22 protein-coding genes and 1 riboswitch are annotated in these 24,535 nt (G+C 68.8%); of the genes, 15 read left to right on the plus strand and 7 right to left on the minus strand.

Annotated elements, in window-relative coordinates:
- The first annotated feature begins 81 nt into the window (after positions 1–81).
- The 8 genes from DIE03_RS00180 (at position 82) to DIE03_RS00215 (ending at position 9,879) form a co-directional block, all read left to right on the plus strand.
- Positions 82–1,758, plus strand: a complete 1,677-nt coding sequence (locus DIE03_RS00180; protein WP_124446350.1) for a methyl-accepting chemotaxis protein — start codon at positions 82–84, stop codon at positions 1,756–1,758.
- Positions 1,755–2,267 (plus strand): chemotaxis protein CheW, encoded by a 513-nt coding sequence (locus DIE03_RS00185; RefSeq protein ID WP_124446352.1) that lies wholly within the window; start codon positions 1,755–1,757, stop codon positions 2,265–2,267. Before DIE03_RS00180 ends, DIE03_RS00185 begins: the two co-directional genes overlap by 4 nt.
- Positions 2,264–3,664, plus strand: coding sequence for a protein-glutamate O-methyltransferase CheR (locus tag DIE03_RS00190; RefSeq protein WP_124446354.1), 1,401 nt, complete (start codon positions 2,264–2,266; stop codon positions 3,662–3,664). The genes DIE03_RS00185 and DIE03_RS00190 overlap by 4 nt, the downstream gene beginning before the upstream one ends.
- A 46-nt stretch (positions 3,665–3,710) precedes the next feature.
- Positions 3,711–4,418: a chemotaxis protein CheW gene (locus tag DIE03_RS00195; protein WP_124446356.1), complete on the plus strand. Its 708-nt coding sequence runs from the start codon at positions 3,711–3,713 to the stop codon at positions 4,416–4,418.
- Complete coding sequence (locus DIE03_RS00200; protein WP_124446358.1) at positions 4,415–6,724, plus strand: hybrid sensor histidine kinase/response regulator; 2,310 nt, start codon at positions 4,415–4,417, stop codon at positions 6,722–6,724. Before DIE03_RS00195 ends, DIE03_RS00200 begins: the two co-directional genes overlap by 4 nt.
- The gene (locus DIE03_RS00205) at positions 6,721–7,740 is read left to right on the plus strand and encodes a chemotaxis response regulator protein-glutamate methylesterase (protein ID WP_124446360.1); all 1,020 of its coding nucleotides are present in this window, start codon (positions 6,721–6,723) and stop codon (positions 7,738–7,740) included. The genes DIE03_RS00200 and DIE03_RS00205 overlap by 4 nt, the downstream gene beginning before the upstream one ends.
- A 49-nt stretch (positions 7,741–7,789) precedes the next feature.
- A riboswitch (Fluoride riboswitch) is annotated at positions 7,790–7,893 on the plus strand.
- Between the two features lie 79 nt (positions 7,894–7,972).
- Positions 7,973–9,214, plus strand: coding sequence for a voltage-gated chloride channel family protein (locus tag DIE03_RS00210; protein ID WP_124446362.1), 1,242 nt, complete (start codon positions 7,973–7,975; stop codon positions 9,212–9,214).
- An 80-nt stretch (positions 9,215–9,294) separates the two neighbouring features.
- Positions 9,295–9,879 (plus strand): hypothetical protein, encoded by a 585-nt coding sequence (locus DIE03_RS00215; RefSeq protein ID WP_124446364.1) that lies wholly within the window; start codon positions 9,295–9,297, stop codon positions 9,877–9,879.
- Positions 9,880–9,897: 18 nt separating this feature from the next.
- On the opposite strand, the gene DIE03_RS00220 is transcribed toward DIE03_RS00215, so the two are convergent.
- Together DIE03_RS00220 and DIE03_RS00225 are read right to left on the minus strand one after the other, a co-directional pair.
- Positions 9,898–10,611, minus strand: coding sequence for a riboflavin synthase subunit alpha (locus tag DIE03_RS00220; RefSeq protein ID WP_124447247.1), 714 nt, complete (start codon positions 10,609–10,611; stop codon positions 9,898–9,900).
- 211 nt (positions 10,612–10,822) lie between these two features.
- The gene (locus DIE03_RS00225; protein ID WP_124446366.1) at positions 10,823–12,685 is read right to left on the minus strand and encodes an ABC transporter ATP-binding protein; all 1,863 of its coding nucleotides are present in this window, start codon (positions 12,683–12,685) and stop codon (positions 10,823–10,825) included.
- Positions 12,686–13,184: 499 nt separating this feature from the next.
- Between DIE03_RS00225 and DIE03_RS00235 the strand changes: the two genes are divergently transcribed.
- Positions 13,185–14,066 (plus strand): Dyp-type peroxidase, encoded by an 882-nt coding sequence (locus tag DIE03_RS00235; RefSeq protein ID WP_124446368.1) that lies wholly within the window; start codon positions 13,185–13,187, stop codon positions 14,064–14,066.
- 104 nt (positions 14,067–14,170) lie between these two features.
- On the opposite strand, the gene DIE03_RS00240 is transcribed toward DIE03_RS00235, so the two are convergent.
- Both DIE03_RS00240 and DIE03_RS00245 read right to left on the minus strand, forming a co-directional pair.
- On the minus strand, positions 14,171–14,572 hold the full coding sequence (locus DIE03_RS00240; RefSeq protein ID WP_124446370.1) for an OsmC family protein: 402 nt from the start codon (positions 14,570–14,572) through the stop codon (positions 14,171–14,173).
- A gap of 58 nt (positions 14,573–14,630) precedes the next feature.
- Positions 14,631–15,578: a LysR family transcriptional regulator gene (locus DIE03_RS00245; RefSeq protein WP_124446372.1), complete on the minus strand. Its 948-nt coding sequence runs from the start codon at positions 15,576–15,578 to the stop codon at positions 14,631–14,633.
- A 485-nt stretch (positions 15,579–16,063) separates the two neighbouring features.
- Here DIE03_RS00245 and DIE03_RS00250 point away from each other — a divergent pair, with 485 nt between their 5' ends.
- From DIE03_RS00250 to DIE03_RS00275, 6 genes are all read left to right on the plus strand, one after another.
- On the plus strand, positions 16,064–17,128 hold the full coding sequence (locus tag DIE03_RS00250; RefSeq protein ID WP_124446374.1) for a helix-turn-helix domain-containing protein: 1,065 nt from the start codon (positions 16,064–16,066) through the stop codon (positions 17,126–17,128).
- Positions 17,077–18,393 (plus strand): Nramp family divalent metal transporter, encoded by a 1,317-nt coding sequence (locus DIE03_RS00255; protein WP_124446376.1) that lies wholly within the window; start codon positions 17,077–17,079, stop codon positions 18,391–18,393. The genes DIE03_RS00250 and DIE03_RS00255 overlap by 52 nt, the downstream gene beginning before the upstream one ends.
- 81 nt (positions 18,394–18,474) lie before the next feature.
- Positions 18,475–19,065, plus strand: a complete 591-nt coding sequence (locus DIE03_RS00260) for a phosphatase PAP2 family protein (RefSeq protein ID WP_124446378.1) — start codon at positions 18,475–18,477, stop codon at positions 19,063–19,065.
- Between the two features lie 427 nt (positions 19,066–19,492).
- Positions 19,493–20,281: an SDR family oxidoreductase gene (locus tag DIE03_RS00265; RefSeq protein ID WP_185658072.1), complete on the plus strand. Its 789-nt coding sequence runs from the start codon at positions 19,493–19,495 to the stop codon at positions 20,279–20,281.
- A gap of 37 nt (positions 20,282–20,318) precedes the next feature.
- The gene (locus DIE03_RS00270) at positions 20,319–21,335 is read left to right on the plus strand and encodes an NADP-dependent oxidoreductase (RefSeq protein WP_124446382.1); all 1,017 of its coding nucleotides are present in this window, start codon (positions 20,319–20,321) and stop codon (positions 21,333–21,335) included.
- A gap of 194 nt (positions 21,336–21,529) precedes the next feature.
- The gene (locus DIE03_RS00275; RefSeq protein ID WP_124446384.1) at positions 21,530–22,048 is read left to right on the plus strand and encodes a thioesterase; all 519 of its coding nucleotides are present in this window, start codon (positions 21,530–21,532) and stop codon (positions 22,046–22,048) included.
- 55 nt (positions 22,049–22,103) lie between these two features.
- On the opposite strand, the gene DIE03_RS00280 is transcribed toward DIE03_RS00275, so the two are convergent.
- From DIE03_RS00280 to DIE03_RS00290, 3 genes are all read right to left on the minus strand, one after another.
- Positions 22,104–23,156 (minus strand): AI-2E family transporter, encoded by a 1,053-nt coding sequence (locus tag DIE03_RS00280; protein ID WP_124446386.1) that lies wholly within the window; start codon positions 23,154–23,156, stop codon positions 22,104–22,106.
- A 236-nt stretch (positions 23,157–23,392) separates the two neighbouring features.
- Positions 23,393–23,977 (minus strand): YSC84-related protein, encoded by a 585-nt coding sequence (locus DIE03_RS00285; RefSeq protein ID WP_124446388.1) that lies wholly within the window; start codon positions 23,975–23,977, stop codon positions 23,393–23,395.
- A gap of 64 nt (positions 23,978–24,041) precedes the next feature.
- Positions 24,042–24,428: a YqjD family protein gene (locus tag DIE03_RS00290; protein ID WP_124447249.1), complete on the minus strand. Its 387-nt coding sequence runs from the start codon at positions 24,426–24,428 to the stop codon at positions 24,042–24,044.
- Positions 24,429–24,535: the final 107 nt, after the last annotated feature.

A 24,535-nucleotide genomic window follows, 5' to 3' on the forward strand; every position in this document is an offset into this window, starting at 1 on the left:
CGATGCGCTCGCGGCGCGCCTTCCGGCGCGCAGGCGGGCGCGGATTTTTTCAACGCTGATTTTAGAAAGCCCATAACGAACATGGCCACCGTGACGCCCCGCGCGACCAATGAAAGCTTGCATCCGACGATCGGCGCCGCCCGGCTGACGCTCGGCAATCGCATCCTGCTCAGCTTCGGCGTGCTGTTCGTGCTGATGCTGGTGACAGCCGGCGTGTCGTACGAGCGACTGCGCGCGATCAATGCCGAAGCCGTCAGCATCGAGCGCGACTCGCTGCCCGGCGTCTACCTCGCGTCGTCGCTGCGCGCAGCGGTCAACGAAACGTTCGTCATGCTGCAGCAGGCGACCTTCGTCGAGACCGATCCCGACGCCGCGCAGCGCGATCTCGCGAAGATCGCGGACGCGACGAAGCAGGTCGAGTCGCTGTCGGTCGACTACCAGGCGTCGATCTTCCGCGACGACGACCGCGCGCGGTTTGCGACGTTCCGCGGCGCATACGATCGCTACCTGCCGCTGTTGACCGACGCGGTACAGAAGCACCACGGCTCGCGCGACGAAGCGATCGCCGCCTACGCGAAGGTGTTGCCGGGGTGGACCGAGGTCGTGCAGGACGCGAACATCATGGTCCAGGAGAACCGCAAGTTCGCCGACCAGTCCGCGAGGCTGATCCGCGAATCCGTGCAGGACACGGAAGTCGTGCTCGTCGGCGCGCTGACGATCATGCTGCTGTCGGCGCTCGGGCTCGGCTACCTGCTGTACCGTTCGGTCACCGTACCGATGGCGCGGCTCGTCGAGGTGCACGACGTGATGCGCACCGGCAACCTCACGCGCCGCCTCGACCTGCGCCGCCGCGACGAATTCGGCACGCTCGAGACGGGCTTCAACCGGATGGCCGACGAGCTGACCGAACTCGTCGCGCGTGCGCAGCAGTCGTCGCTGCAGGTGACGACGTCGGTAGCCGAGATCGCGGCGACCTCGCGCGAGCAGCAGGCGACCGCGAACGAAACCGCGGCGACGACGACCGAGATCGGCGCGACCTCGCGCGAGATCTTCGCGACGTCGCGCGACCTGCTGCGCACGATGAACGAGGTGGCCGGCGTGGCCGAGCAGTCGGCGACGCTCGCGGGCGTGAGCCAGAGCGGGCTCACGCGGATGGGCGAGACGATGCGCAGCGTGATGGACGCGGCCGGCTCGGTGAACGCGAAGCTCGCGATTCTCAACGAGAAGGCGCTGAACATCAACCAGGTGGTCGCGACGATCACCAAGGTGGCCGACCAGACCAACCTGCTGTCGCTGAACGCGGCGATCGAGGCCGAGAAGGCCGGCGAGTACGGCCGCGGCTTCGCGGTCGTCGCGACCGAGATCCGCCGCCTGGCCGACCAGACGGCCGTCGCGACCTACGACATCGAGCAGACGGTGAAGGAAATCCAGTCGGCCGTGTCGGCGGGCGTGATGGGAATGGACAAGTTCTCCGAGGAAGTGCGCCGCGGGATGCTCGACGTGCAGCAGGTCGGCGGGCAGCTGTCGCAGATCATCGCCGAGGTGCAGACGCTCGCGCCGCGCTTCCAGATGGTCAACGAAGGCATGCAGACGCAGGCGAACGGCGCCGAGCAGATCACGCAGGCGCTGTCGCAGCTGTCGGAGGCCGCGCAGCAGACGGCCGAGTCGCTGCGCCAGTCGTCGCAGGCGATCGACGACCTGACGCTGGTGGCGAACCAGTTGCGCACCAGCGTGTCGCGCTTCAAGGTCGACGCGTGACGCGCGCCGATCCGCAGAACGGCGCGCATGCGCTGTTCCTGATGTTCGAGCTCGACGGCGAGCGCTATGCGCTCGACGCGGCCGGCATCGACGAGGTGCTGCCGCTCGCGGACACGAAGGCCGTGCCCGGCGCACCCGACTGGATCGCCGGGCTGCTGATGCGCGGCGGCCAGCCGGTGCCGGTGATCGACGTGCCGATGCTGGCGCTCGGCCGGCGCGCGCATGCGCTGCGCTCGACGCGGCTCGTGATGGTCCGCTACCGCGCGGGCGACACGGGCGTCGAGCGCACGCTCGGCCTGATCGTCGAGCGTGCGACGCAGACCATGCGGATCGACCGCGCGGCGTTCCACGCAAGCGGCATCTCGACCGCGCGCACGCGCTGGCTCGGGCACGTCGCGGATACGCCTGACGGCGTCGTGCAGCAGGTGTCGGTGTCCGACCTGATCGACGATGTCGCGCGCCAGTATCTGTTCGACGGCCTGACGGGCCACGGGGGGGAATTCGCATGAAAGCGTCCGAATCGCGATTTCGCGGCTGGCTGTTGCGCGAGACCGGCATCGACGCCGATTCGCTCGGCAACGATTTCCTGACGCGGGCGCTGACGGAACGCGTGCATACGCTGCAGGCGGACGGCGAGCGCATGCCGTCGGCGGCGCGGCCGCCCGTCACGCAGGAAGCGCTCGACGCGTACTGGCAGCAGCTGAACGCATCGGCCGACGAGCGGCGCGCGCTGATCGAGCTGTTCGTCGTGCCCGAGACGTGGTTCTTCCGCGACCGCGAGGCGTTCGCGACGCTCGCGCGGCTCGCGACCGAGCGGCTTGCCGCGATGCCCGGCCGCGTGATCCGTGTGCTGAGCGCGCCGTGCTCGACGGGCGAGGAGCCGTATTCGGCGGCGATGGCGCTGCTCGACGCGGGGCTCGACCCGGCCAGCTTCGCGATCGATGCGATCGATCTCAGTGCGCGCGCGATCGAACAGGCGCGGCTCGGCTGTTACGGGCGCAACGCGTTTCGCGGGACGGCCACCGAGTTTCGGTCACGGTACTTCACGCCGGCGAGCGACGGCTGGCTGCTCGACGAGCGCGTGCGCGCATGCGTGCAGTTCCGTCACGCGAACCTCGTCGAACCGGCCGCGGATACGGGTATCCGCTACGATTTCGTGTTCTGCCGCAACGTGCTGATCTACTTCGACCGCGACGCGCAGGATCGCGTGATCCGCTCGCTCGACGCGCTGCTCGTCGACGACGGCATGCTGTTCGTCGGGCCGGCCGAAACGGGCGTCGCGATGCGGCACGGGATGCGCTCGGCGCGCGTGCCGCTGGCGTTCGCGTTTCATCGCGAGCCGGCCGGCACGGCGATCGACGCGGGCGCGGCCCGGTCGGCGACGCCGCTGTCGGCGGCGGCGCCGTACCGGTATGCGGAGCGCCTCACGGTCGCGCCGCTCGCGGCGACGCGCCCGGTGCTGGCCGTCGCGCCGCCGGCCTGGCGTGGCGACGCGGGGCAGCCGATCGCGGTGCCGCCGCCGGCCGTGAACACGGCCGCCTTCGACGCACGGGCCGACCTGCCGGTCGCGACGGCCGACGCGGCCGCGCCGGTTGCCGAAGGCCTCGCGCCGACGCTCGAGGATGCGCAGGCGCTCGCGAACGCGGGCGCATTCGACGAGGCCGAGCGCGTGCTCGCGCAGTTCTCGGCGCGCGTCGGGCCGCATGCCGATGCGTTCTACCTGAACGGATTGATCGCGGATGCGCGCGGGCGCGCCGCGGAAGCGGGCGACTTCTACCGGAAGGCGCTGTACCTGCGACCCACGCACCACGAAGCGCTGACCCATCTCGCGACGCTGCTCGACGTCGGCGGCGATCGTGCGGGGGCGCAATGGCTGCTCGAGCGCGCACGGCGCTCGGCCGGCTGACACGAGGACGGGAACGGGACCGACACCGCGATGACCAGAGAAACTCATGAACCGCGCCGCCGCTGCCATTGACGACACGACGATCGACGTCGACGATTGCTGGAACCGGATCGGCACGCGCGGCGACCGCTCGTGCGAGCGGCTGAACGACTGCCTGCGCTGCCTGAACTGCCCGGTCTACGCGTCTCACGCGGCGAAGCTGCTCGAGCGTCCGCTCGACGCCGCCGAGCGGGCCGACGCGACGCGCCGGATCGGTGCGTTCGGCGCCAAGCACGCGGGCGGCGACGACGGCGACACGCACCATGCGGCGCTGGCGTTCCGCGTGGCCGACGAATGGCTCGCGCTGCCGATCGGCGTGCTGCGCGAGATCGCCGGCACGCGCCCGATTCATTCGCTGCCGCATCGCCGCAATTCGGCCGTGCGCGGTGTGGTCAACATTCGCGGCACGCTGCGCATCGCGATCTCGATCGGCGCGTTGCTCGGGCTCGATGCAGGCAAGGGCGGCAACCGCGATGGCGACGGCCGTTTCACGCGGCTGCTGGTCGCTGCGCACCAGGGCGAACCGGTCGTGTTCCCGGTCGACGAAGTCGAAGGCGTGCTGCGCTTCGGCGCATCCGACTGGGTGCCGGTGCCGGCGACCGTCGGGCGTGCGAGCGCCGGCCTGTCGCGCGGCGTGCTGTCGTGGCGCGGCAAGTCGGTGGGCCTGCTCGACGACGATCGGCTGTTCGACGCCGTGACACGGAGCATGCGATGAGCGGCGATGACGACCTGAGCCACCTGTCGCTGCTCGAGCTGTATCGCGAGGAGACGCGCACGCAGACCCAGGCGCTGTCCGAGCGGCTGCTCGCGCTCGAATCGGGCGAGCCCGACTCCGTCGCGCTCGAAGCCTGCATGCGCGCCGCGCATTCGCTGAAGGGCGCCGCGCGCATCGTCGGCGTGCCGCTCGGCGTCGACATCGCGGGGCGGATGGAGGAGTGCTTCGTCGCCGCGCAGGCCGGCACGATTTCGCTGACGGCCACGCACGTCGACGTGCTGCTCGCCGGCGTCGATTTGCTGGTGCGCGTCGGCGATCCGCAGGCGCAGCCCGTCACGCCGACCGAGATCGACGTGTTCGCGGCCGCGCTGACGGGCGCTGACGGCGCACAGACGATGCAGGCGCCCGTCGCGATGCCGCCGCCGGCGCCGCCGTCGGTCATGCCGTATCGCGACCACGACGGCGCCGCGAACGAGCCGGTCGGCGCGAGCGCCGCGGTGCCGCCGCTCGCCGTGTCGGGCGCGGTGCCCGATCCGGCGCAGGCCGGCCGCGTGGCCGGTGCCGGCGCGATGCGCCGCGTGCGTGCCGATACGCTGAACCGGCTGCTGAGCCTGTCGGGCGAATCGCTGGTCGAATCGCGCTGGCTCAAGCCGTTCGCCGAGTCGATGCTGCGCGTGAAGCGGGCGCAGCGCGACGCGGCCCGCTCGCTCGACCTGATGGTCGAACAGTTCGCCGATGAGCTCGACGCGGGCATGCTCGCGTCGATGAACGAAGTGCGGCACATGCTCAACGACCTGCAGCGCTCGCTGGCCGAGCGCATGGACGAATTCGACCGCTTCGAGCGGCGCAGCACGCATATCGCCGAGCAGCTGTACGACGAGGCGCTGCAGTGCCGGATGCGGCCGTTCGGCGACGCGACGCGCGCGTATCCGCGCATCGTCCGCGATCTCGCGCGCTCGCTCGGCAAGCAGGTGCGCTTCTCGATCGTCGGCGAGGGCACGCAGGTCGATCGCGACATCCTCGACCTGCTCGATGCGCCGCTCGGCCATCTGCTGCGCAACGCGATCGACCACGGCGTCGATTCGCCCGACGCGCGGCGCGCGCGCGGCAAGCCGGCCGAGGCCAGCGTGACGCTGGAGGCACGCCACAGCGCCGGCTCGCTGCTCGTCAGTGTGATCGACGACGGGCCGGGCGTCGACATGGACGCGCTGCGCGCGGCCGTCGTGCGCCAGCGCCTGACCGACGACGAGACCGCCGCGCGGCTGTCCGACCCCGAGCTGCTCGAATTCCTGCTGCTGCCGGGCTTCTCGATGCGCGATGCGGTGACCGACGTGTCGGGGCGCGGCGTCGGCCTCGACGCGGTGCAGGAGATGGTGCGCGGCGTGCGCGGTGCGGTGCGGATCTTCAACGAGCCGGGCGCGGGCATGCGCTTCGTGCTGCAGTTGCCGCTCACGCTGTCGGTGATCCGCAGCCTGCTCGTCGAAGTCGGCGGCGAGCCGTATGCGTTCCCGCTCGCGCACGTGCGCCGCACGCTCGAACTCGCGCACGCCGACATCGACGTGCTCGAAGGGCAGCCGCATTTTCCGTTCGACGGCCGGCGTGCGGGCCTGGTTGCCGCGCACCAGCTGCTCGACGCGGGCGAGCCCGACGCCGCGCGCACCAGCACGGCCGTCGTGGTCGTCGGCGCCGAGCCCGAGCTGTACGGCGTCGCGGTCGACCGCTTCCTCGGCGAGCGGATGCTCGTCGTGCAGCCGCTCGACAGCCGCCTGCACAAGATCCAGAACATCGCGGCCGGCGCGCTGCTCGAGAACGGCGACCCGGTACTGATCGTCGACGTCGAGGACCTGATCCGCTCGGTCGACAAGCTCGTGCGCGGCGGGCAGCTTGCGCGGCTCACGCGCGACCCGCAGCTCGCGCTCGCCGATCGTCGCCGCCGCGTGCTCGTCGTCGACGATTCGCTGACGGTGCGCGAGCTCGAACGCAAGCTGCTGGAAAAGCGCGGCTACGACGTGACCGTCGCGGTCGACGGGATGGACGGCTGGAACGCGGTGCGCAGCGACGTGTTCGATCTGGTCGTGACCGACGTCGACATGCCGCGCATGGACGGCATCGAACTCGTCACGCTGATCAAGGGCGACCCGATGCTCAAGCGCGTGCCGGTGATGATCGTGTCGTACAAGGATCGCGACGAGGATCGCCGCCGCGGGCTCGATGCCGGCGCCGACTACTACCTCGCGAAAAGCAGCTTCCACGACGAGGCGCTGCTCGACGCCGTGCACGACCTGATCGGAGGCGCGCGCGGATGAACATCGGCATCGTCAACGACCTGCCGCTGGCCGTGGAGGCGCTGCGCCGCGTGATCGCGCTGCGCGCGGACCACCGCGTGCTGTGGGTTGCGACCGACGGCGACGAGGCGGTGGATTTCTGCGTCGCCCATCCGCCCGACGTCGTGCTGATGGATCTCGTGATGCCGAAGGTCGACGGCGTTGCCGCGACGCGCCGGATCATGGCGCGCGCGCCGTGCGCGATCCTGATCGTGACGGCGAGCGTCAGTGCGAACACGTCGTCGGTGTACGAGGCGATGGGGGCCGGCGCGCTCGATGCGGTCGACACGCCGACACTCGCGCTCGGGCTGTCGGCCGACGGGTCGCCGCAGGCGCTGCTCGCGAAGATCGACCAGATCGGCCGGCTGCTGGAAAGCCGGACGGCGGCGCTCGTCCCGCCGGGGCCGGCGCCCGCGCGCGGCCAGCCGACGCTCGTCGCGATCGGTGCGTCGGCGGGCGGGCCGACCGCGCTCACCGCGCTGCTGCGCGCGCTGCCGGCCGATTTCCCGGCCGCGCTCGTGATCGTCCAGCACGTGGACCAGGCGTTTGCGTACGGAATGGCCGAGTGGCTCGACGGCTATACGCGGCTGCCGGTGCGCGTCGCGCGGCAGGGCAGTGTGCCGCAGGCCGGCGAGGTGCTGCTCGCGGCGACCAACGACCACCTTTACCTGTCGCCGCGCGGCGTGCTCGGCTATACGCGGCATCCGGTCGAGACGCCGTACCGGCCGTCGATCGACGTGTTCTTCAACAGCGTCGCGGACGGCTGGCAGGGCGACGCGCTCGGTGTGCTGCTGACGGGCATGGGGCGCGATGGTGCGCTCGGGCTGAAGGCGATGCGCGCGAAGGGCTGCTACACGATCGCGCAGGACGAGGCGACCAGCGCCGTCTACGGGATGCCGAAGGCGGCCGCGGCGATCGGCGCGGCGTCGGCGATCCTGCCGCTCGAGCGGATCGCGCCGCAACTGGTTTCGCGCATCACGCGCCCGCTGCGCGACTGACGGCGCGCCGCGGTTGCGTTGCCGGCGAGGTACGGCGTCGCTTACAATGGCGGCCTGCGGAGATGGCATGCCTCCCTGCGGTCGTTCCCGGCGCGTTGCGCGCGGTGCGGCCCTCAACCGCCGGTTTGCCCGGCTGATGATGCCTGCGTGTTCCTGGGTCGTCAGGAGGTCGCAGGCCGTCGATGCGGTATTCTGCCGCCCAGGTTTGGATGTTCCGTCGAATCTGGAAATCATGTTTTTCACGACTTCTGCCGATCTTCTCGCGACCGTGCGCTACGTGTGCCGCTGGCTCGCGCTCTCAGCCCTGCTCGGCGCGCTCGCCGGCACGGCGTCCGCGCTGTTCCTGATCGCGCTCGACTGGGCGACCGGCACGCGCATCGCGCATCCGTGGCTGCTGTGGGGGCTGCCGGCCGCCGGTTTTGCCACCGGCTGGATCTATCACCGTTTCGGCCAGTCGGTCGCGCGCGGCAACAACCTGCTGATCGACGAGATCCACGACCCGAAGGCGCTCGTGCCGAAGCGGATGGCGCCGCTCGTGCTCGTCGCGACCGTCGTCACGCACCTGTTCGGCGGCTCGGCCGGCCGCGAGGGCACGGCCGTGCAGATGGGCGGTGCGCTGGCCGATCGCATCACGCACGTGTTCCGCCTCGATCGCGAGCATCGCCGCGTGCTGCTGATGGGCGGCATCGCGGCCGGTTTCGCGTCGGTGTTCGGCACGCCGCTCGCGGGCGCCGTGTTCGGGCTCGAGGTGCTCGCGATCGGGCGCGTGCGGTACGACGCGCTGCTGACCTGCGTCGCGTCGGCGATCGTCGCGGACGTCGTGTGCCGCGCGTGGGGCGTGCATCACACGGCCTATGCGATTCCGCTCGTGCCGGCCGTGTCGTCGACGGGGCTGGCCGTGACGATCGTCGCGGGCGTCGCGTTCGGCGTCGTCGGGCGGCTGTTCGCGTTCGCGACGCATGCGCTGACCGCATGGTTCCGGCGCGTCGTCCGCCATGCGCCGCTACAGCCGGTGCTCGGCGGCCTGCTCGTCGCGGCGGCCGCCACCGTGCTGAACGTGCCGCAGTATCTCGGCCTCGGCATCCCGACGATCGAAGCCGCGTTTCACGGCCCGCTGCCGCTGTACGATTTCGCGGGCAAGTTCGCGTTCACGGTCGTCACGCTCGCGTCGGGGTTCAAGGGCGGCGAAGTGACGCCGCTGTTCTACATCGGCGCGACGCTCGGCAACGCGCTTGGCCAGGTGCTGGCGCTGCCGGTGCCGGTTCTCGCCGGGCTCGGGTTCGTCGCGGTGTTCGCGGGCGCGGCCAACACGCCGATCGCGTCGACGATCATGGCGATCGAACTGTTCGGCGCGGACATCGGCGTGTACGCGATCGTCGCGTGTGTCGTCGCTTATCTGTTTTCGGGGCACGCGGGGATTTACCGCGCGCAGCGCGTGGCGGTGGGGAAGGGGACGCAGGCCGAGGTGGAATGAGGCGGGGGCGAACGTCCGTCCCCATCGGCCGAGCGGTGTTTCCGTTCACTGCATGCCGGACATCAACCGAGAGACATTCGATGACGCTGGACGACTTTCTGACCGAAGCGAAGCGCCTTGCCAGGCCATGCCGCCTCTACCGCTTCGCGGACGACGGCGAACCCGTCACCGGCTACTGGCATGGGGTCGACGACGGCGCGTTGTGTATCTCCGTCGAGCGCGACGGAACCTGGCTGAACGTGTACCTCGACGAAAACGGCACGGGCGGCCGCGCGGAGGCTTCCGCGCAACCCGTGCGCGCCGGCCGCCCGCTGTGCCGATCCGACGCGATGTCGCTTCCGCCGGTCGACGCGCTGTTCCGCTTCGGCTCCGCCGCGATCGGCGCGTACCTCGCTGCACACGGCTGGCAGCGCGACTGGGGATTCAACGGCAACTTCAAGGGCGCGGCCGCGCACGACTACGAGCGCGAGTGGATGGCGCAATGCCCGCTCTACACGGGCGGCGTGGTGGCCGTCGCGGGCGGGTGGAACATGCCATGGCCCGACGACGACTGGAATGAACTGACGGATCTCGAGTTCGTTCTCTGGACGTTCGAGGATTCGGAACCGTGGGTCGAGGTGTTTTTCGACGGCAGCCGGTACTCGGTGATCCAGCGGATCACCTAGCACGCGGGTAATCGGCCTTTACTGCTTCGGCAGCCGCGCGACATTGCGCGCCAGCAGTTCTTCGATATCGATGCCTTTTTCCGCCAGCAGCGCGGTGACGACGCCGTTCAATTCGCCGAGCGTTTCCTTGACCGATTCGCGGATCGTATCGACGACGACCTGGGTGCTGCGCTCGATCTCGATGTTGACCTTGTCGTTGACGCCCTTTGCATCGAACGTGGTCGCGCGGCGCGTTTCGGGAATCAGCCAGACGTCGAACCAGCCTTCGTCGCGATTGACGTCCGATACGGTGAGGCTGCAGCCGTTGATCGCGATGTAGCCTTTCGCGAACACATAGCGCTTGAACTCGGCAGGCACGCCGATGCGGATCATCCGGTTGTGCTCGGACGATGCGATGTGCAGGATGGTCCCCGGGAAATCGACGTGACCGGACAGCGGATGCCCGCCGATCTCCGCGCCGTCCTTCGCGGCCCGCTCGACGTTGACCCGCGCGCCGGTCGTGAGGTCGGCCAGCGTGGTGATCCGCAGGCTCGGCAACATGATGTCGAAGTCGATCAGCTCCGGCGAATGGATGGTCGTCACCGTCAGGCAGACGCCATCGACCGACACGCTGGCGCCGATCTCGATCTCGTCGGTGAAGCGCTCGGGGAATGCGATGCTGAACGTCCTCAGTTCGCCGTGATCCTTGATGGCGTTGATGGTGCCAACACCCTGAACAATGCCTGTAAACATGGTCTGCCTTTCGTCGCGAATTGCCTGGCCGACATGATAAGTGATCCCGGCGGCGGACACTTGCGCGGCGCGCGGTTCGGCGCCGCCGTGCACGTGTCGCGAGCAAAAAAAGCCGTGCGCATGGCACGGCCTCGATCCAGAACCGATTGTCGCCGACATGGCCCGGGCGGCGCTGACCACGCCGCCCGGGCCGTGTCGCGACACGCTTGCGTCAAGCCTCCGCCGGCTCCCCCAGCGGCCCGGCTTCATCGTTTGCCACGCGCCGCGGCGTATCCGCGAGCCCCTTCGCGAGCTCCAGCGCCTGCCGCTCGAACAGCCGGCGGTAGATGCCGCCGTCGATGCGGATCAGCGCGTCGTGGTTGCCTTCCTCGATCACCTTGCCGCGATCGAGCACGAGCAGCCGGTCGAGCGCGCGCACGGTCGACAGCCGGTGCGCGACCACGAGCGTCGTGCGGCCGACCATCAGCCGCTCCATCGCCTGCTGGATCAGCAGCTCGCTTTCGCTGTCGAGGCTCGACGTCGCTTCGTCGAGAATCAGGATCGGCGCATCGGCGAGGAATGCGCGCGCGATCGCGACGCGCTGGCGCTCGCCGCCCGACAGCTTGATCCCGCGTTCGCCGACGAGCGTGTCATAGCCGTCCGGCAGCGCGGCGATGAAGTCGTGCGCGCTGGCGAGACGCGCGGCGCGCTCGATGTCGGCGCGGCTTGCATCGGGGCGCGCATACGCGATGTTCTCGGCCAGCGTGCGGTGGAACAGCACGGGCTCTTGCTGCACGATCGCGATCTGGCTGCGCAGCGAATCCTGCCGCACGCGCGCGATGTCCTGGCCGTCGATCGTGATGCGGCCGCCCGACACGTCGTACAGGCGCTGGATCAGCTTGATGAACGTCGTCTTGCCCGATCCCGAATGGCCGACGAGGCCCACACGTTCGCCCGGCGCGATGCGCATCGAGAAGTCGTCGTACAGCGGCACCGGATGGTTGCCGTAGCGGAACGTCACGTGCTCGAAGCGGATCTCGCCTTGCCCGATGCGGATGGCCGGCGCGTCGGGGCGATCGTCGATGCCGAGCGGCTGGCGTTCGAGCGCGACGAGTTCCTCCATGTCGTTCACCGAGCGCTGCAGGTTGCGGATGTGCATGCCGACGTCGCGCAGGTAGCCCTGCAGCATGAAGAACATCGTCAGCGCGAACGCGATGTCGCCGACGCTCGCCTCGTCGTTCACCCACAGCCGCAGTGCGACGCCGATCATCGCGGCCTGCATCGCGACGAGCATCGCACCCTGCAGCCCGCCGTTGAACGTGCCGCGCACCCACGTGCGGCGCGTGCGCTGCCGCCACTTGCCGATCACGCGTGCGAGCCGCGCTTCCTCGCGCGTTTCCGCGCCGAATGCCTTGACCACGGCATTGCAGCTCACGGCGTCGGCGAGCGCGCCGCCCATGCGCGTATCCCACAGGTTGCCGAGCCGCGCGGCCGGCGCGACGATGCCAAGCGACACCGCGACCGTCACCGAGATGTACAGCAGCGACCCCGCGCCGACGACGAGCCCCATCACGGGCCAGTGAGTGCCGAGCAGCACGGTGGCGCCGACCAGCATCGCGACCGACGGCAGCAGCGCGATCAGCACGGTGTCGTTCAGCAGGTCGAGCGCCCAGATGCCGCGCGTGATCTTGCGCACGGTCGAGCCCGCGAAGCTGTTCGCGTGCCAGTCGGTCGAGAAGCGCTGCACGCGGTGGAACGACGCGGCGGCGATCTCGCTCATCATCTTCAGCGTGAGCGTGATGATGTTCAGGTACACGCCCTGGCGCAGCACCGTCGCGCCGAGGCCGAGCGCGGCGAGCGTGCCGAACGCGACGAGGGCCGAATGCCACGCGGCGGCGCGGTCGGTCAGGCCGGTCGACAGCGCATCGACGAGGCGGCCGGCGAACAGCGGCGTGAGGACGTCCGCGAGCGCGGCGAGCAGCGCGAAGCCCGCGACCGTGGCGGTGCGCGCCGGCTGCTTGCGCCAGTAACGAAGGGTGAAGCCGAAGACGGCCTGGAATGCATGGCCGCCCAGATGGGCAGTTTTTCTGGTCATTTATCGTTGCCCGGCGCATCGCGCGACGGGACTTTCCGGTTCGGAGAACGTCGAAAACGCAACAGCCGGGCCGCGCGGAAATCGCGGGCGGAGCGCAAAACGGGCTGTCGGGAAAAGCGCGGCTGACGGGTTAGCGGAAAACTCGGGAGCCGGCGCGGACGGCGGGCTGGATCAGCTGCGCCGTGGGACCACGTTCGAGAAGGTGGCTGGCATTCGGAACATCTGCACCTCCTCTGAAGTGAACGTTGAAAGGACGCCGAAAAGACGTGAAAAGATTCTATCAGCAGTGTACGGCGCGCTGCAACGTCTGACGAATGCGGCGTTGCGGCGTCGATACGGTTAGTATTCAGGGTTTCGGCCCTGCTTTCGCGGGCGTTCCGCGGCGCGGCAGCGCAGGGGCCGGCAGGGGCATCGATTACACTTCGGCGTCCACGGCGCACCATGGTGCGGCCCCGCAGATTCACCCCGGATTCACCCCCGATACACACCTGAGGAAACGATGAGCGACGTTCAGCAAGGCATCCTGGCTCCGATCGACACGGCAGCCCGATACCTCACTTTCACGATTTCGAATGACGGCAACGTGGCAGCGGCGCTGGCCGCGCTGCGCGAGATCGTCGACGGACGCGACACGGTCGTCGGGTTCGGACAGTCGCTGGCCGCACACCTCGGGCGTCCGGTGCCGGGCCTGACCGAGTTCCCGGCGTTCACGGTGAAGGACCGCACGCTGCCGGCCACGCCGACCGACGTGTGGGTCTGGCTGCGCGCCGACGACCGCGGCGAGATCGTGCTGCGTGCGCGGGCGATCGAACGCGCGCTCGCGCCAGCATTTGCACTGCAGGATGCCGTCGACGGGTTCCGCTACTCGAACGATCGCGACCTGTCCGGTTACGAGGACGGCACCGAGAACCCGGAAGGCGACGACGCGGTGGCCGCGGCGATCGTGACGGGGCAGGGCGCGGGGCTCGACGGTGCGAGCTTCGTCGCCGTGCAGCAGTGGCTGCACGACTTCGACCAGATGGAGCGCATTCCGTCGGGCGACATGGACAACATCGTCGGGCGCCGCCGTTCGGACAACGAGGAGCTCGACGACGCGCCCGAGTTCGCGCACGTGAAGCGCACCGCGCAGGAAAGCTTCGAGCCCGAGGCGTTCATGCTGCGCCGTTCGTCGCCGTGGTCGGACGCGCGCCGCGCGGGCCTCTACTTCGTCGCGTTCGGCTGCTCGTTCCGCGCATTCGACGTGCAGATGCGCCGGATGAGCGGCGCGGACGACGGGATCGTCGACGGCCTGTTCCGCTTCACGCGGCCGCTGACGGGCGCGTATTTCTGGTGCCCGCCGATGAAGGGCGGCAAGCTGGACCTGTCCGCGCTCGGACTGTAAACGCCAGGCGGCAACGACGAACGGGCGGGTCGCGCATCGTGCGCGGCCCGCCCGTTTTGCATGTCACGCGGCGATCGCATGCCGCGTGGCGCTTGCGGCCTGTATCAGTTCAACGTCGTTTCGATCCGCGTGCCGCGCTTGATGAACTGCGTCACCGGCGTCTTCTCGCAGATTTCCGCGAGCCGCTGGCGTTGCGCATCGTCGAGCGGGCCGTCGAGCGTCACGACGCGGCGCACGTACTGCACGCCTTCGCGATCCGCATGCAGCTCGGTGCGCACGGCGATGCGCGTGGCCGGCCACGTCTTGCGCTGCATATACATGCGCAGCGTCGCGGCCGTGCATTGCGCGAGACCGGCCAGCACGAACTCGTACGGCGCCGGCCCGCGATCCTGGCCGCCTTCGCGCGGCGCTTCGTCGCCGGTCAGCGCGTGCGTGCCGGCCTGCAGCTGGACGACGTAGTCGGGTGCGTCCGCGTCGAGCACGGCGGCGGCATGGATGAGCGACATGGCAAGTCTCCGGTAAGCGGGAAGTAGAAAGCGGGCGCCGCACGGCGGCGCGCAGCCGTCAGCATACCGTCCCGGCGTGCGGCGATGCGTCGGCGGCGCCGGCGCTGCTGCGCACGAGCGCGGCGATGCGTTCGCGTACCCACTGGTGCGCACGATCGGTGTCGCGCGATTCGTGCCAGTACGCGAGGAGCGGGAACGGCTTGAGCCGCAACGGCAGCGGCCGCACGTCGATCGGCAGCAGCGCGGCCATGCGCAGCGCATAGGTGTGCGGCAGCGTGACCAGCAGGTCGCCGGTCGCGGCGATCTGGCACGCGGCGAAATAGTGCTGGCAGGTGAGACGGATATCGCGGAAGCGTCCGTCGTTGCCGAGCAGCACGTCGAGCGATTGCGGTTCGCCGAGCGACGACACCGCGATGTGCCGCGCCGCGAAATAGTCGCTGCGCCGCAGCGGCTCGCATGCCAGCGGATGATCGCGCCGCAGCGCGACGACGAGCGAATCGTCGAGCAGGTGCTCGGTCGCGATGCGGGGGCCCGTCTGCACGCGACGATCGACGACGAGGTCGGTATTGCCCGACGCGAGTTCGCGCTCGATGTCGGGTACCGCGACACGGCGGCTCACGAGCCGCAGGCCCGGTGCTTCATCGGCGAATGCCGCGACGATCCGCGGCAGCGCAATCGATTCCAGCACGTCGCGAATGCCGACGGCGATGCTCAGGTCGAGCGTCGCGGGATCGAATGCCGACGGATCGCGCACGGTGCGTTGCAGGCCCTTCAGGTGCAGTTGCACGTCCGCGATGATCGCGCGCGTGCGTTCGGTCGGCACGACGCGATTGCCCTGGCGCACGAACAGCGGATCGTCGAAATGCGCACGCAGCCGGTTGAGTGCATGCGTGACGGCCGGTTGCGTGAGATGCAGCGCGCGGGCGGCCGCGCCGATGCCGCCGTGCACGTAGACGGCGTCGAGCACGCGAAACAGGTTCAGGTCGAGACGATGATCGGCGGGCACGGAGCGCGGCTGGCGTGGTGAACGGTGGATCGATTCTAAAGGATGCACGGACAACGGATGCGCGGCGTGTCGTGCGTGCCGATCGAGTGCGTTCGATGCGTATCGATACCGTTCGAACCGGTACGTGAATGCAGCGTCATCCGGTGCGCGGTGCATCACGGCGCGTGCATCGCCACGCAAGACGGCCGCAATGATCGACCGCATCGCACGCGTGATTCTGTGCCGGCATACCGGCAATGCGCGACAGCCTGTAGTAATCCGCCATCATGCTGTCCGCGTCGGCCATTTCGTGCCAAAGGCGCTACCCGTTCGGCTAAGATGCCGTCGCTTCATATTTCGGGATAGCCGTCCTGTCGCACGCATTCAAACCAAATATAAGCCTGACAGTTCGACGGTATTAGAAGAAGTCGAACAAGTCGGGGGCTTGGCCAGTGAATGCAGCAGATGAGCGGTGGGTCGTTATCTATTTGAGTACGGGTTTTTCGTTGGCCCAGGCCGCGCGTCTCGGCGAGGCGTTCAACCTGGCGAATCGCCTGCAGCCGTACAGTGCGGATTACCAGCTGAAATACGTATCGGAAAGCGGGGGACTGTTGCAGTCGTCGTCCGGCGTGAGAATTGCGGCCGATCCGCTCGGTGACGAGCACGGTCGTCGCGCACTCGCGTTCTTTCATCTTCACGGCGACCGTGCGGCCGTCAACTGGGATGACGCGTTGCAGCGGCGCCTGACCGACATTCGCCGGCATGCGCGCTGGATCGTCGATGCGATGGACCTGCCCGCGCTCGCGGCCACGCAGCGGCCGTCGTCGGCGATCGACGTGCGGCCCGGCCGCGGCGGGCGCCGTGCCGCGACGACGGTCGAACTGCAGGCCGGCGAGACCGACGTGTTCGCGGCCGCGCTCGACATGTTCCGTGCCGATCTCGGCGACAGCGCCGCGCAGGAGATCGCCTGCAACATGATGCGGCCGGTCGAGCAGCGCTATGCACAGTCGATGTGGGCGTTTCGCGAACTGAGCGCGAGCCCGCCGATCCGGATGTCGGCACAGCGGCTGCGCGCGCAGAGCGTGAACCGCATCTCGATCGCGAGCGCCGCGCAGGCCGCCGCGATGAGCGAGCGCAATTTCCTGCGGCGCTTCAAGAAGGAGATCGGCGTGACGCCGACCGAGTTCGTCCAGCACGTGCGGCTCGAGCGTGCGTGCCACATGCTGATCCATACGACGCTGCCGGCCGACAAGGTGGCACGGCGTACCGGGTTCGGCAGCGGCGAGCGTCTCGCGAAGCTGTTTCGCCAGCGCCTGCTGATGTCGCCGACCGAATTTCGCGTCGCCGAGCGGGAGCGGATACTGAATTACGGCACCGTGCCGCGCGATGCGGACGACGCGTCCGGCGCCGCGTCGTGCGACAGCGAGGGGATGAGTTGCGACGCGTGCATCGACGCGCACGAGAAAACGGGACGGATACCCGTAAAATCGGCCTGTCGCGATCTCGATTCCCGGTTTCCATGCCTTTCCTCCCCACTACCGCCACCGCCCCTTTCTGCCCGTCGGAAGTAAAGGGCAGCATCACGATCGACGCCGGCGCGCCGCGCTGGCAGAAGCTCAAGCGTTTCTTCGGCCCCGGCCTGCTCGTCGCGATCGGCTACATGGATCCCGGCAACTGGGCGACCGACATCCAGGCAGGCTCGCAGTTCGGCTATTCGCTGCTGTGGGTCGTCGCGTTCTCGAGCCTCGCGGCGATCTTCCTGCAGATGCTCGCGGCGCGGCTCGGCCTCGTTGCGGGCAAGGATCTCGCGCAGGCCAGCTATGACCGCTACGGCCGGTTCGGCCGCGTCGTGCAGTGGGTGACCGCCGAAGTGTCGATCATCGCGTGCGACATCGCGGAAGTCCTCGGCTGCGCGCTCGCGTTCAAGCTGCTGCTCGGCGTGCCGCTCGCGTGGGGGATCGTGCTGACCGCGCTCGACACGATGATCGTGCTCGGCCTGCAGGGCAAGGGCTTCCGGCAGATCGAGGCGATCGTGCTCGGGCTGATCGCGACGATGGCGTTCTGCTTCGTCGCGCAGGTCGCGATCACGCCGCCCGACTGGCATGCGGTGGTCGGCGGGCTCGTGCCGGGCGATCCGGGCCACGACCGCAAGGACGCGATCGTGCTCGCGCTCGGCATCGTCGGCGCGACGATCATGCCGCACAACCTGTACCTGCATTCGTCGGTCGTGCAGACGCGGCGTGTCGTCGGCGGCGCGCGCGGGACGATCCGCGACACGCTCGCGCTCGTGCGCATCGATACGATCGTGTCGCTGTTCGTCGCGATGCTCGTCAACGCGGCGATCCTGATCGTGGCCGGCGCGGCGTTTCATGCGACCGGCCAGCACAACGTGACCGATATCGAGCAGGCCTACAAACTGATTACGCCGATCGCGGGCGGCGCGGCCGCGCTGCTGTTCGGCATCGCGCTGCTCGCGTCGGGGCAGAGCTCGACGCTGACCGGCACGATCGCCGGCCAGGTGATCATGGACGGCTTCCTGCATACGAAGATCCCGTGCTATCAGCGCCGGCTGATCACGCGCGGCCTCGCGCTCGTGCCGGCGCTGATCGGCGTGCTGTGGCTCGGCGACGGCTCGGTCGGGCAACTGCTCGTATGGAGCCAGGTGCTGCTGAGCCTGCAGCTGCCGTTCGCGATGTGGCCGCTGATCCGCTCGGTCAGCGATCGCAACACGATGGGCGAGCACACGATCGGCCGCGGGATGCAGGTCGCCGCGTGGGCGCTGTTCGTCGTCATCACCGGCACGAACCTGTTGTTGATTACCGGCGTCGCGGGCTGATACAGCCTGTCACAGGCTGACACAGCCGCGGTGCGCGCATGCGGTAAACTGCGGCCTTTCCATCGTTGTCCGAAGTCCGTTATGTGGAGTGAAATCAGCAACCTCGGCGATGCCGCGCTGACCTTGCCGATCGCGCTGACGTGCGCGGCATGGCTGGCGTTGACCGACTGGCGCCTTGCCGTCCGCTGGGGCGTGCTGCTGGCTGCCGGCATGGGCCTCGTCGGCGCGACGAAGATCCTCTATGCCGGGTGCGGCATCGAGCTGCCGCAATTCGATTTCCGCGTGATCAGCGGCCATACGATGCTGTCGACGTCCGTGTGGACGGTCGCGCTGTCGATGCTGTGGCAGGCGTTCCGGCCCGGCAAGGCGCCCGGCATCGCGGCGGGGCTGGCCGTCGGCGCGGTCACGGCCGTCGCGCGCGTGTTCGACCACTCGCACACCCTGCCTGAAGTCGTCGTCGGCTGGATGCTCGGCGCGCTGGTCGCGCTGGTATTCCTGCGCGGCTACGACGGCGCGCGGCAGCGTGCGTTCTCGCCGCGGATCGCGGCGGTCTGCCTGCTGCTCGTGTCGGGCATCGCGTACGGGCACCGCGCACCGTTCCAGCAGATGATCGACACGCATTCGCCGCAGCTCTGCGCGTTCGTGCACGCGCCGTCGGGCGACGGATTCTGACGGTTGACCGTTTCCCGCCGGCGCGCGTCCGGCGGTTGCCTGATTTCTGATCCTGAACGCGTCCCGCGTCGCGGAACGCCCTCCTTGCCACTCCCCGAATCGACGAATCGGCCGATCCACCGGATCAGCCGCGCCCGCTCGTGCGTTCGCGCAGGTGCGGGAGGGTCATGAACGATGTCTATGACTGGGCATAACGAATATTCATTTCATCGATTGGCGGCATTCGCGTACGCTGGCTGACGTTCAACCGGGGCCAGCGGCCGGGATTGCGCGGCAGGCTTCACGGTCATCTCGATATACTCGGGGAAACCGTGCTGCGCGCCGTCACGACGACGCACGCTCGACCGGCCTGCGTTGGCCGGGGTACGCACGGAAAACCCGTCGCGGCAGCGTTCCGCGACGACGATTCATGACAGGAGCCAGTCACATGACAGCCGTTTCATCGCGCCTCGCAGGCAAGTGCGCATACATCACGGGCGCCGCGGGCGGCCTCGGCCGTGCGATTGCGCGCCGGATGGTCGAGCAGGGCGCGCGCGTGTTCCTGACCGACATCGCCGACGCGGCGGTGCTCGACGCCTTCGCACAGGAACTCAACGCCGGGCATGCCACGCCGGTCGCATTCGCCGCGACGCAGGACGTGCGCGACGAAGCGCGCTGGCAGGCGCTGCTCACGCAGGCGGTCGACGCGATGGGCGGGCTGTCGGTGCTCGTCAACAACGCGGGCGTGGGCTCGATCGGCTCGCCCGCGCAGATCGAGCTGGACGAGTGGCGTCGCGTGATGGCGATCAACGTCGAGAGCATCGTGCTCGGCTGCAAGCATGCGCTGTCGTACCTGGCCGAGAGCCATCCCGCGTCGATCATCAACATCTCGTCGGTCGCCGCGTTCAAGGTCGAGCCGGATTTCACCGCGTACAACGCGTCGAAGGCGGCGGTCGCGTCGCTGACGAAGTCGGTCGCGATCGACTGCGCGCGCCGCGAGATCGACGTGCGCTGCAATTCGATTCACCCCGCGTTCATCCGCACGGGGATCGTCGAGCCGCTGTTCCAGTCGCTCGGCGAACGCGACGCGACGCGCAAGCTCGCGCGCGGCATTCCGCTGCGCCGGCTCGGCGAGCCGGACGACGTCGCGCACGCGGCCGTGTATCTCGCATCCGACGAGAGCCGCTTCGTGACGGCCGCCGAACTCGTGATCGACGGCGGCATGTGCGCGGTCTGATACGCATCCCGAACCACCACGACCGGAGGAGAACATCGTGTCGACACCCGTGAACCGCCAACTGCTGCTTAAGACGCGCCCCGAAGGGCGCGTCGGCCGCGAACATTTTTCGCTCGTCGAGACGCCGGTGCCGGCGCTCGCGGACGGCGAGGTGCTCGTGCGCGTGCTGTATCTGTCGATGGACCCGACCAACCGCGTGTGGATGAGCGACGTGCCGCAGTACCTGCCGCCCGTCGCGATCGGCGAGGTGATGCGCGCGCTCGGCATCGGGCGCGTGGTCGCGTCGCGCCATGCGGGTTTCACGGAAGGCGATCTCGTGCAGGGGCTCGTCGGCTGGCAGGACTACGCGGTCGTGCCGGCCGAGCAGGCCGCGCAGCTCGTGAAGCTGCCCGCGCAGTCGGGCCTGCCGCTGCCGACGCTGCTCGGCGCGTGCGGGATGAGCGGGCTGACCGCGTACTACGGGCTGACCGACATCGCGCCGGTGCAGCCGGGCGAGACGCTCGTCGTGTCGGCGGCGGCCGGGTCGGTCGGCTCGATCGCCGGGCAGATCGGCAAGATCCACGGCGCGCGCGTGGTCGGCATCGCGGGCGGTGCGGACAAGTGCCGCTACCTGACCGAGACGCTCGGCTTCGACGCGGCCGTCGACTACAAGGCCGACGATTTCCGTCAGCAACTGAAGGCGGCGACGCCGGACGGCGTGCACGTGAACTTCGAGAACGTCGGCGGCGAGGTGATGCGCGCGGTGCTGTCGCGGATGGTGATCGGCGGGCGCGTCGCGCTGTGCGGCGTGATCTCGAACTACAACAGCGGCCGCGCGGCCGACGACGTCGGCGTGCTGATCTCGAAACGGCTGACGATGCGCGGCTTCCTGATCCTCGACTACCGCAAGAGCCGCGAAGCCGTGCAGACGCTTTCCGGCTGGCTGCGCGACGGCCGGCTCAAGGCCGAGGAGACTGTTGCAGAGGGTCTCGAGAACGCGCCGGACGTACTCAATCGGCTGTTCGACGGCGACCATCGCGGCAAGCTCGTGCTGCGCGTCGATCCCGACGCGTGACGGGCGTGCGATGCGGGACGCACCGTGTCGCAAGGGCGTGTCGACCGCATTGAGTACGATCAACCGGGCCACAGTTTAGGACTTGTCCCATATATTGTTGCGGCCGCTCTCCCTAAAGTGATTGCCAGCAGACAGGCGGCGTGACCGACGCGTCACGCCGTCTTTTTTCTGGTCACGCGAACGGGAGAGGAAACATGCGAAACGACGCGAAGCGGGCGGTATCGACAACGGGCGCGGTGCGTGATCGAACGGTGTGGAGTACGGATGCCGTGCGGAGGATTGCACTTGGGCTCGGTGTCGCGCTGGCCATGTCGAATGCGGCGGCGAACGGGCAGGCCGGATCGGACGGCGTCGTGCATTTCACGGGCGCGCTCGTCGATCTCTACGACGTGACGTTCGATGCGCCGTCTGGCGCCTTCGTCGAAGGGCCGGGGATGACGCGCAGCGCGGTGGCGACACTGCGGTTCGATGCGCACGGCCGGCGCTTGGCCGGCGCCCATGTGACGCTGGCCGCGGCCAACGGCACGCCGCTCGAGCCGGATGCCGGTTCGGGCGTGCGCGCAACCTGGCGCGATGCCCGCGACGATCGGAGCGTGCCGCTGGTATCGGGCCGTGCGTATCGCGTCGGCCCGTATGGCGGCGTGATGACGGTGGCGGCAGACGACGAAACGGGCGCCGTAGCGCCCGTCGTGATCGGAATCCGTCATCCGTGACGGACGGTTTATTTATGCAGGTGTGCAGATCACTGCACGTCGGCCCTGCGGCGCGTCATTCACCCTGTTCCGAGCGTGCATAGATGTCCCAGCTCGCCATGAACAGCGCGGCGACGAGCGGCCCGATCACGAAGCCGTTGATGCCGAACAGCGCCATCCCGCCGAGCGTCGAGATCAGCACGACCCAGTCGGGCATCTTCGTGTCCTTGCCGACCAGGATCGGGCGCAGCAGGTTGTCGACGAGGCCGATCACGCCGACGCAGAACGCGACGAGGATCACGCATTTCCACACCGCGCCGATCATCAGGAAGTAGAGCGCGGCCGGTACCCATACGAGGCTCGCGCCGATCGCGGGCAGCAGCGACAGGAACGCCATCAGCGAGCCCCACAGCACGACGCCCTCGATCCCGAGGATCCAGAAGATCAGGCCGCCGAGCGCACCCTGCACGAGTGCGACCGCGATGTTGCCCTTCACGGTCGCGCGCACGACCGTCGTGAATTTTGCGAGCAGCAGGTTCTTGTGCTCTTCGTCGAGCGGGATTGCGCGGCGCACGCGGCGGCCGATCTCGCCGCCGTCGCGCAGCAGGAAGAACACCATGTACAGCATCACGCCGAAGCTCACGACGAACTGGAACGTGTTCTGGCCGATGCTGAGCGCCTGGGTGGCCGCGAACTGGCTGATCTGCGCGGCGCCGTCGGTCAGCTTCTTCTGGATGCCCGGGATGTTGGTCAGCCCGTATTTCTGCAGCAGGTTCTGGATCGACGTCGGCAGCGCGTGAATGATGTCGTGGAAGTACTGCGAATAATTCGGCTGGGCGTCCTTCAGTTCCTGGTACACGTACGCGATTTCCTGCACGAGCGTCGCCGCGACGAACACGAGCGGCAGGATCACGATCAGGATGATCAGCGACATCGTCACGAGCGCGGCCAGGTTGCGCCGCTTGCCGAAGCGCGCGGCGAGCCAGCGCTGCACGGGCTGGAACAGGATCGCGAGAATGGTGCCCCAGAACACGGCGCCGGAGAACGGTGCCAGGATCCAGCAGAGCCCGACGGTGACCGCGGCCAGCAGGAAATAGAAGAATTTTTGGTGATCGTGTCCGCTTTCCATGGATGGCGTTCGCGCAGATTGTTGCTTCGTTTGATTGAATTGCGTTGCCCGGGGCGCGATCGGCTCGCGAACGTCACGGGTTCGCGGCGGAACGCGGCGTGGGGCGGCCCGAACGGGAGTATGCCCGCAAAGGCCCCGCCATCATAGCCGCTGCGTGTGGCCCATGCGAAAACGCCGCGGCGAAGGCCGCGGCGCTGCCGGGAAGCAGGTGCGGCGCGAGGCCGCGTGCCGCATCGTCAGATATTGAGCTTCGTGACCTTCGTGCCGTTCACCGACAGGTCGCCCATCAGGCCGGCGTTGGTCAGGACCAGCACCTCGACCGGTGCGGTGGCCGTGGTGGTGTCGACCGCGCCGTTCGCGCCGACCTTCACGACCGCGACCGATGCGTCGGCGCCGGCGGCCCAGCCTTCGGACTTGCGGAACGAGTCGAGCGCATCCTGCGTCATGAACAGGAACACGATCGCCTTCGACTGCGCGCCGGCCTGCAGGCCGACCGACAGCGACGACGTGTTGTAGTAGCCGACGGTGCTGCCGCCGACGCGCAGTGCGCCGTTGCCGGACTGGCCACCGACGATGAAGCCGGCCTGCAGCACGTTCGGGAACACGAGCGTGCCGCGCGATTTCGCGACGAGTTCACGCGAGCCCGGCACCGTCGAATAGAGGCGCGACAGCGTGGCGTTCACGCTGGCGTCGATTGATTGCCGCTTCGACGCACTGGCCGACGCGTTATCCGGCTTGTCGGGTGTGGTCGTGCAGCCGGCCAGCGCGAGGCTGCCGAGCATGACGGCGGCGGCGGCTTTCATGGCGAGGGATTTCTGCATGGCGGTTCTCCTTCGTTGTCTGATTGAGGATGGACAGTGCGGGCAGCGGGGCGGCTGGGCGCGGTCAACGGCGGGAAAGGAGCAGGCCCGCAACGAACGCGAGACCGGCCACGACACCGGCGGTTTGCCACGGGTTGTCGTGCACGGCCTGCGACACGCGTTCGGCCGAATCGCGCAGCCGGGCGGCTGCGCTGCCCGACGCGTAGTCGAGCGCGCTGCGTGCTTCATCGAGCCTGGATTGCACACGCTTGCGCAGGGCGGCGATATCGCCGTCGCCATCGTTTTTCAGCAGGTCTTCGAGTTCGTCGACCAGCCCGCGCAGATCGTCGGTCACGTCGGCATGCAGGTCGCGGGCGGCCGAGCGCGTCGTGCGTCCCACGCGCCGGCCGGTGCGACGGATGTCGGCCAGGCCGCGGTCCAGCTTGTGTTCGATCGAGTCGGTGAGCGCCATGATGTTTATCCTCCTTCGATTCAAGGCCAGTTTGAAGATAAGACGAATCCCAGCAACCAATGTGATTCGCACGATCCGAATGAGTTTCGAGACAATTTTTCAATTCG

Source organism: Burkholderia sp. Bp8992, assembly GCF_003853705.1.
Classification (GTDB): Bacteria; Pseudomonadota; Gammaproteobacteria; order Burkholderiales; family Burkholderiaceae; genus Burkholderia.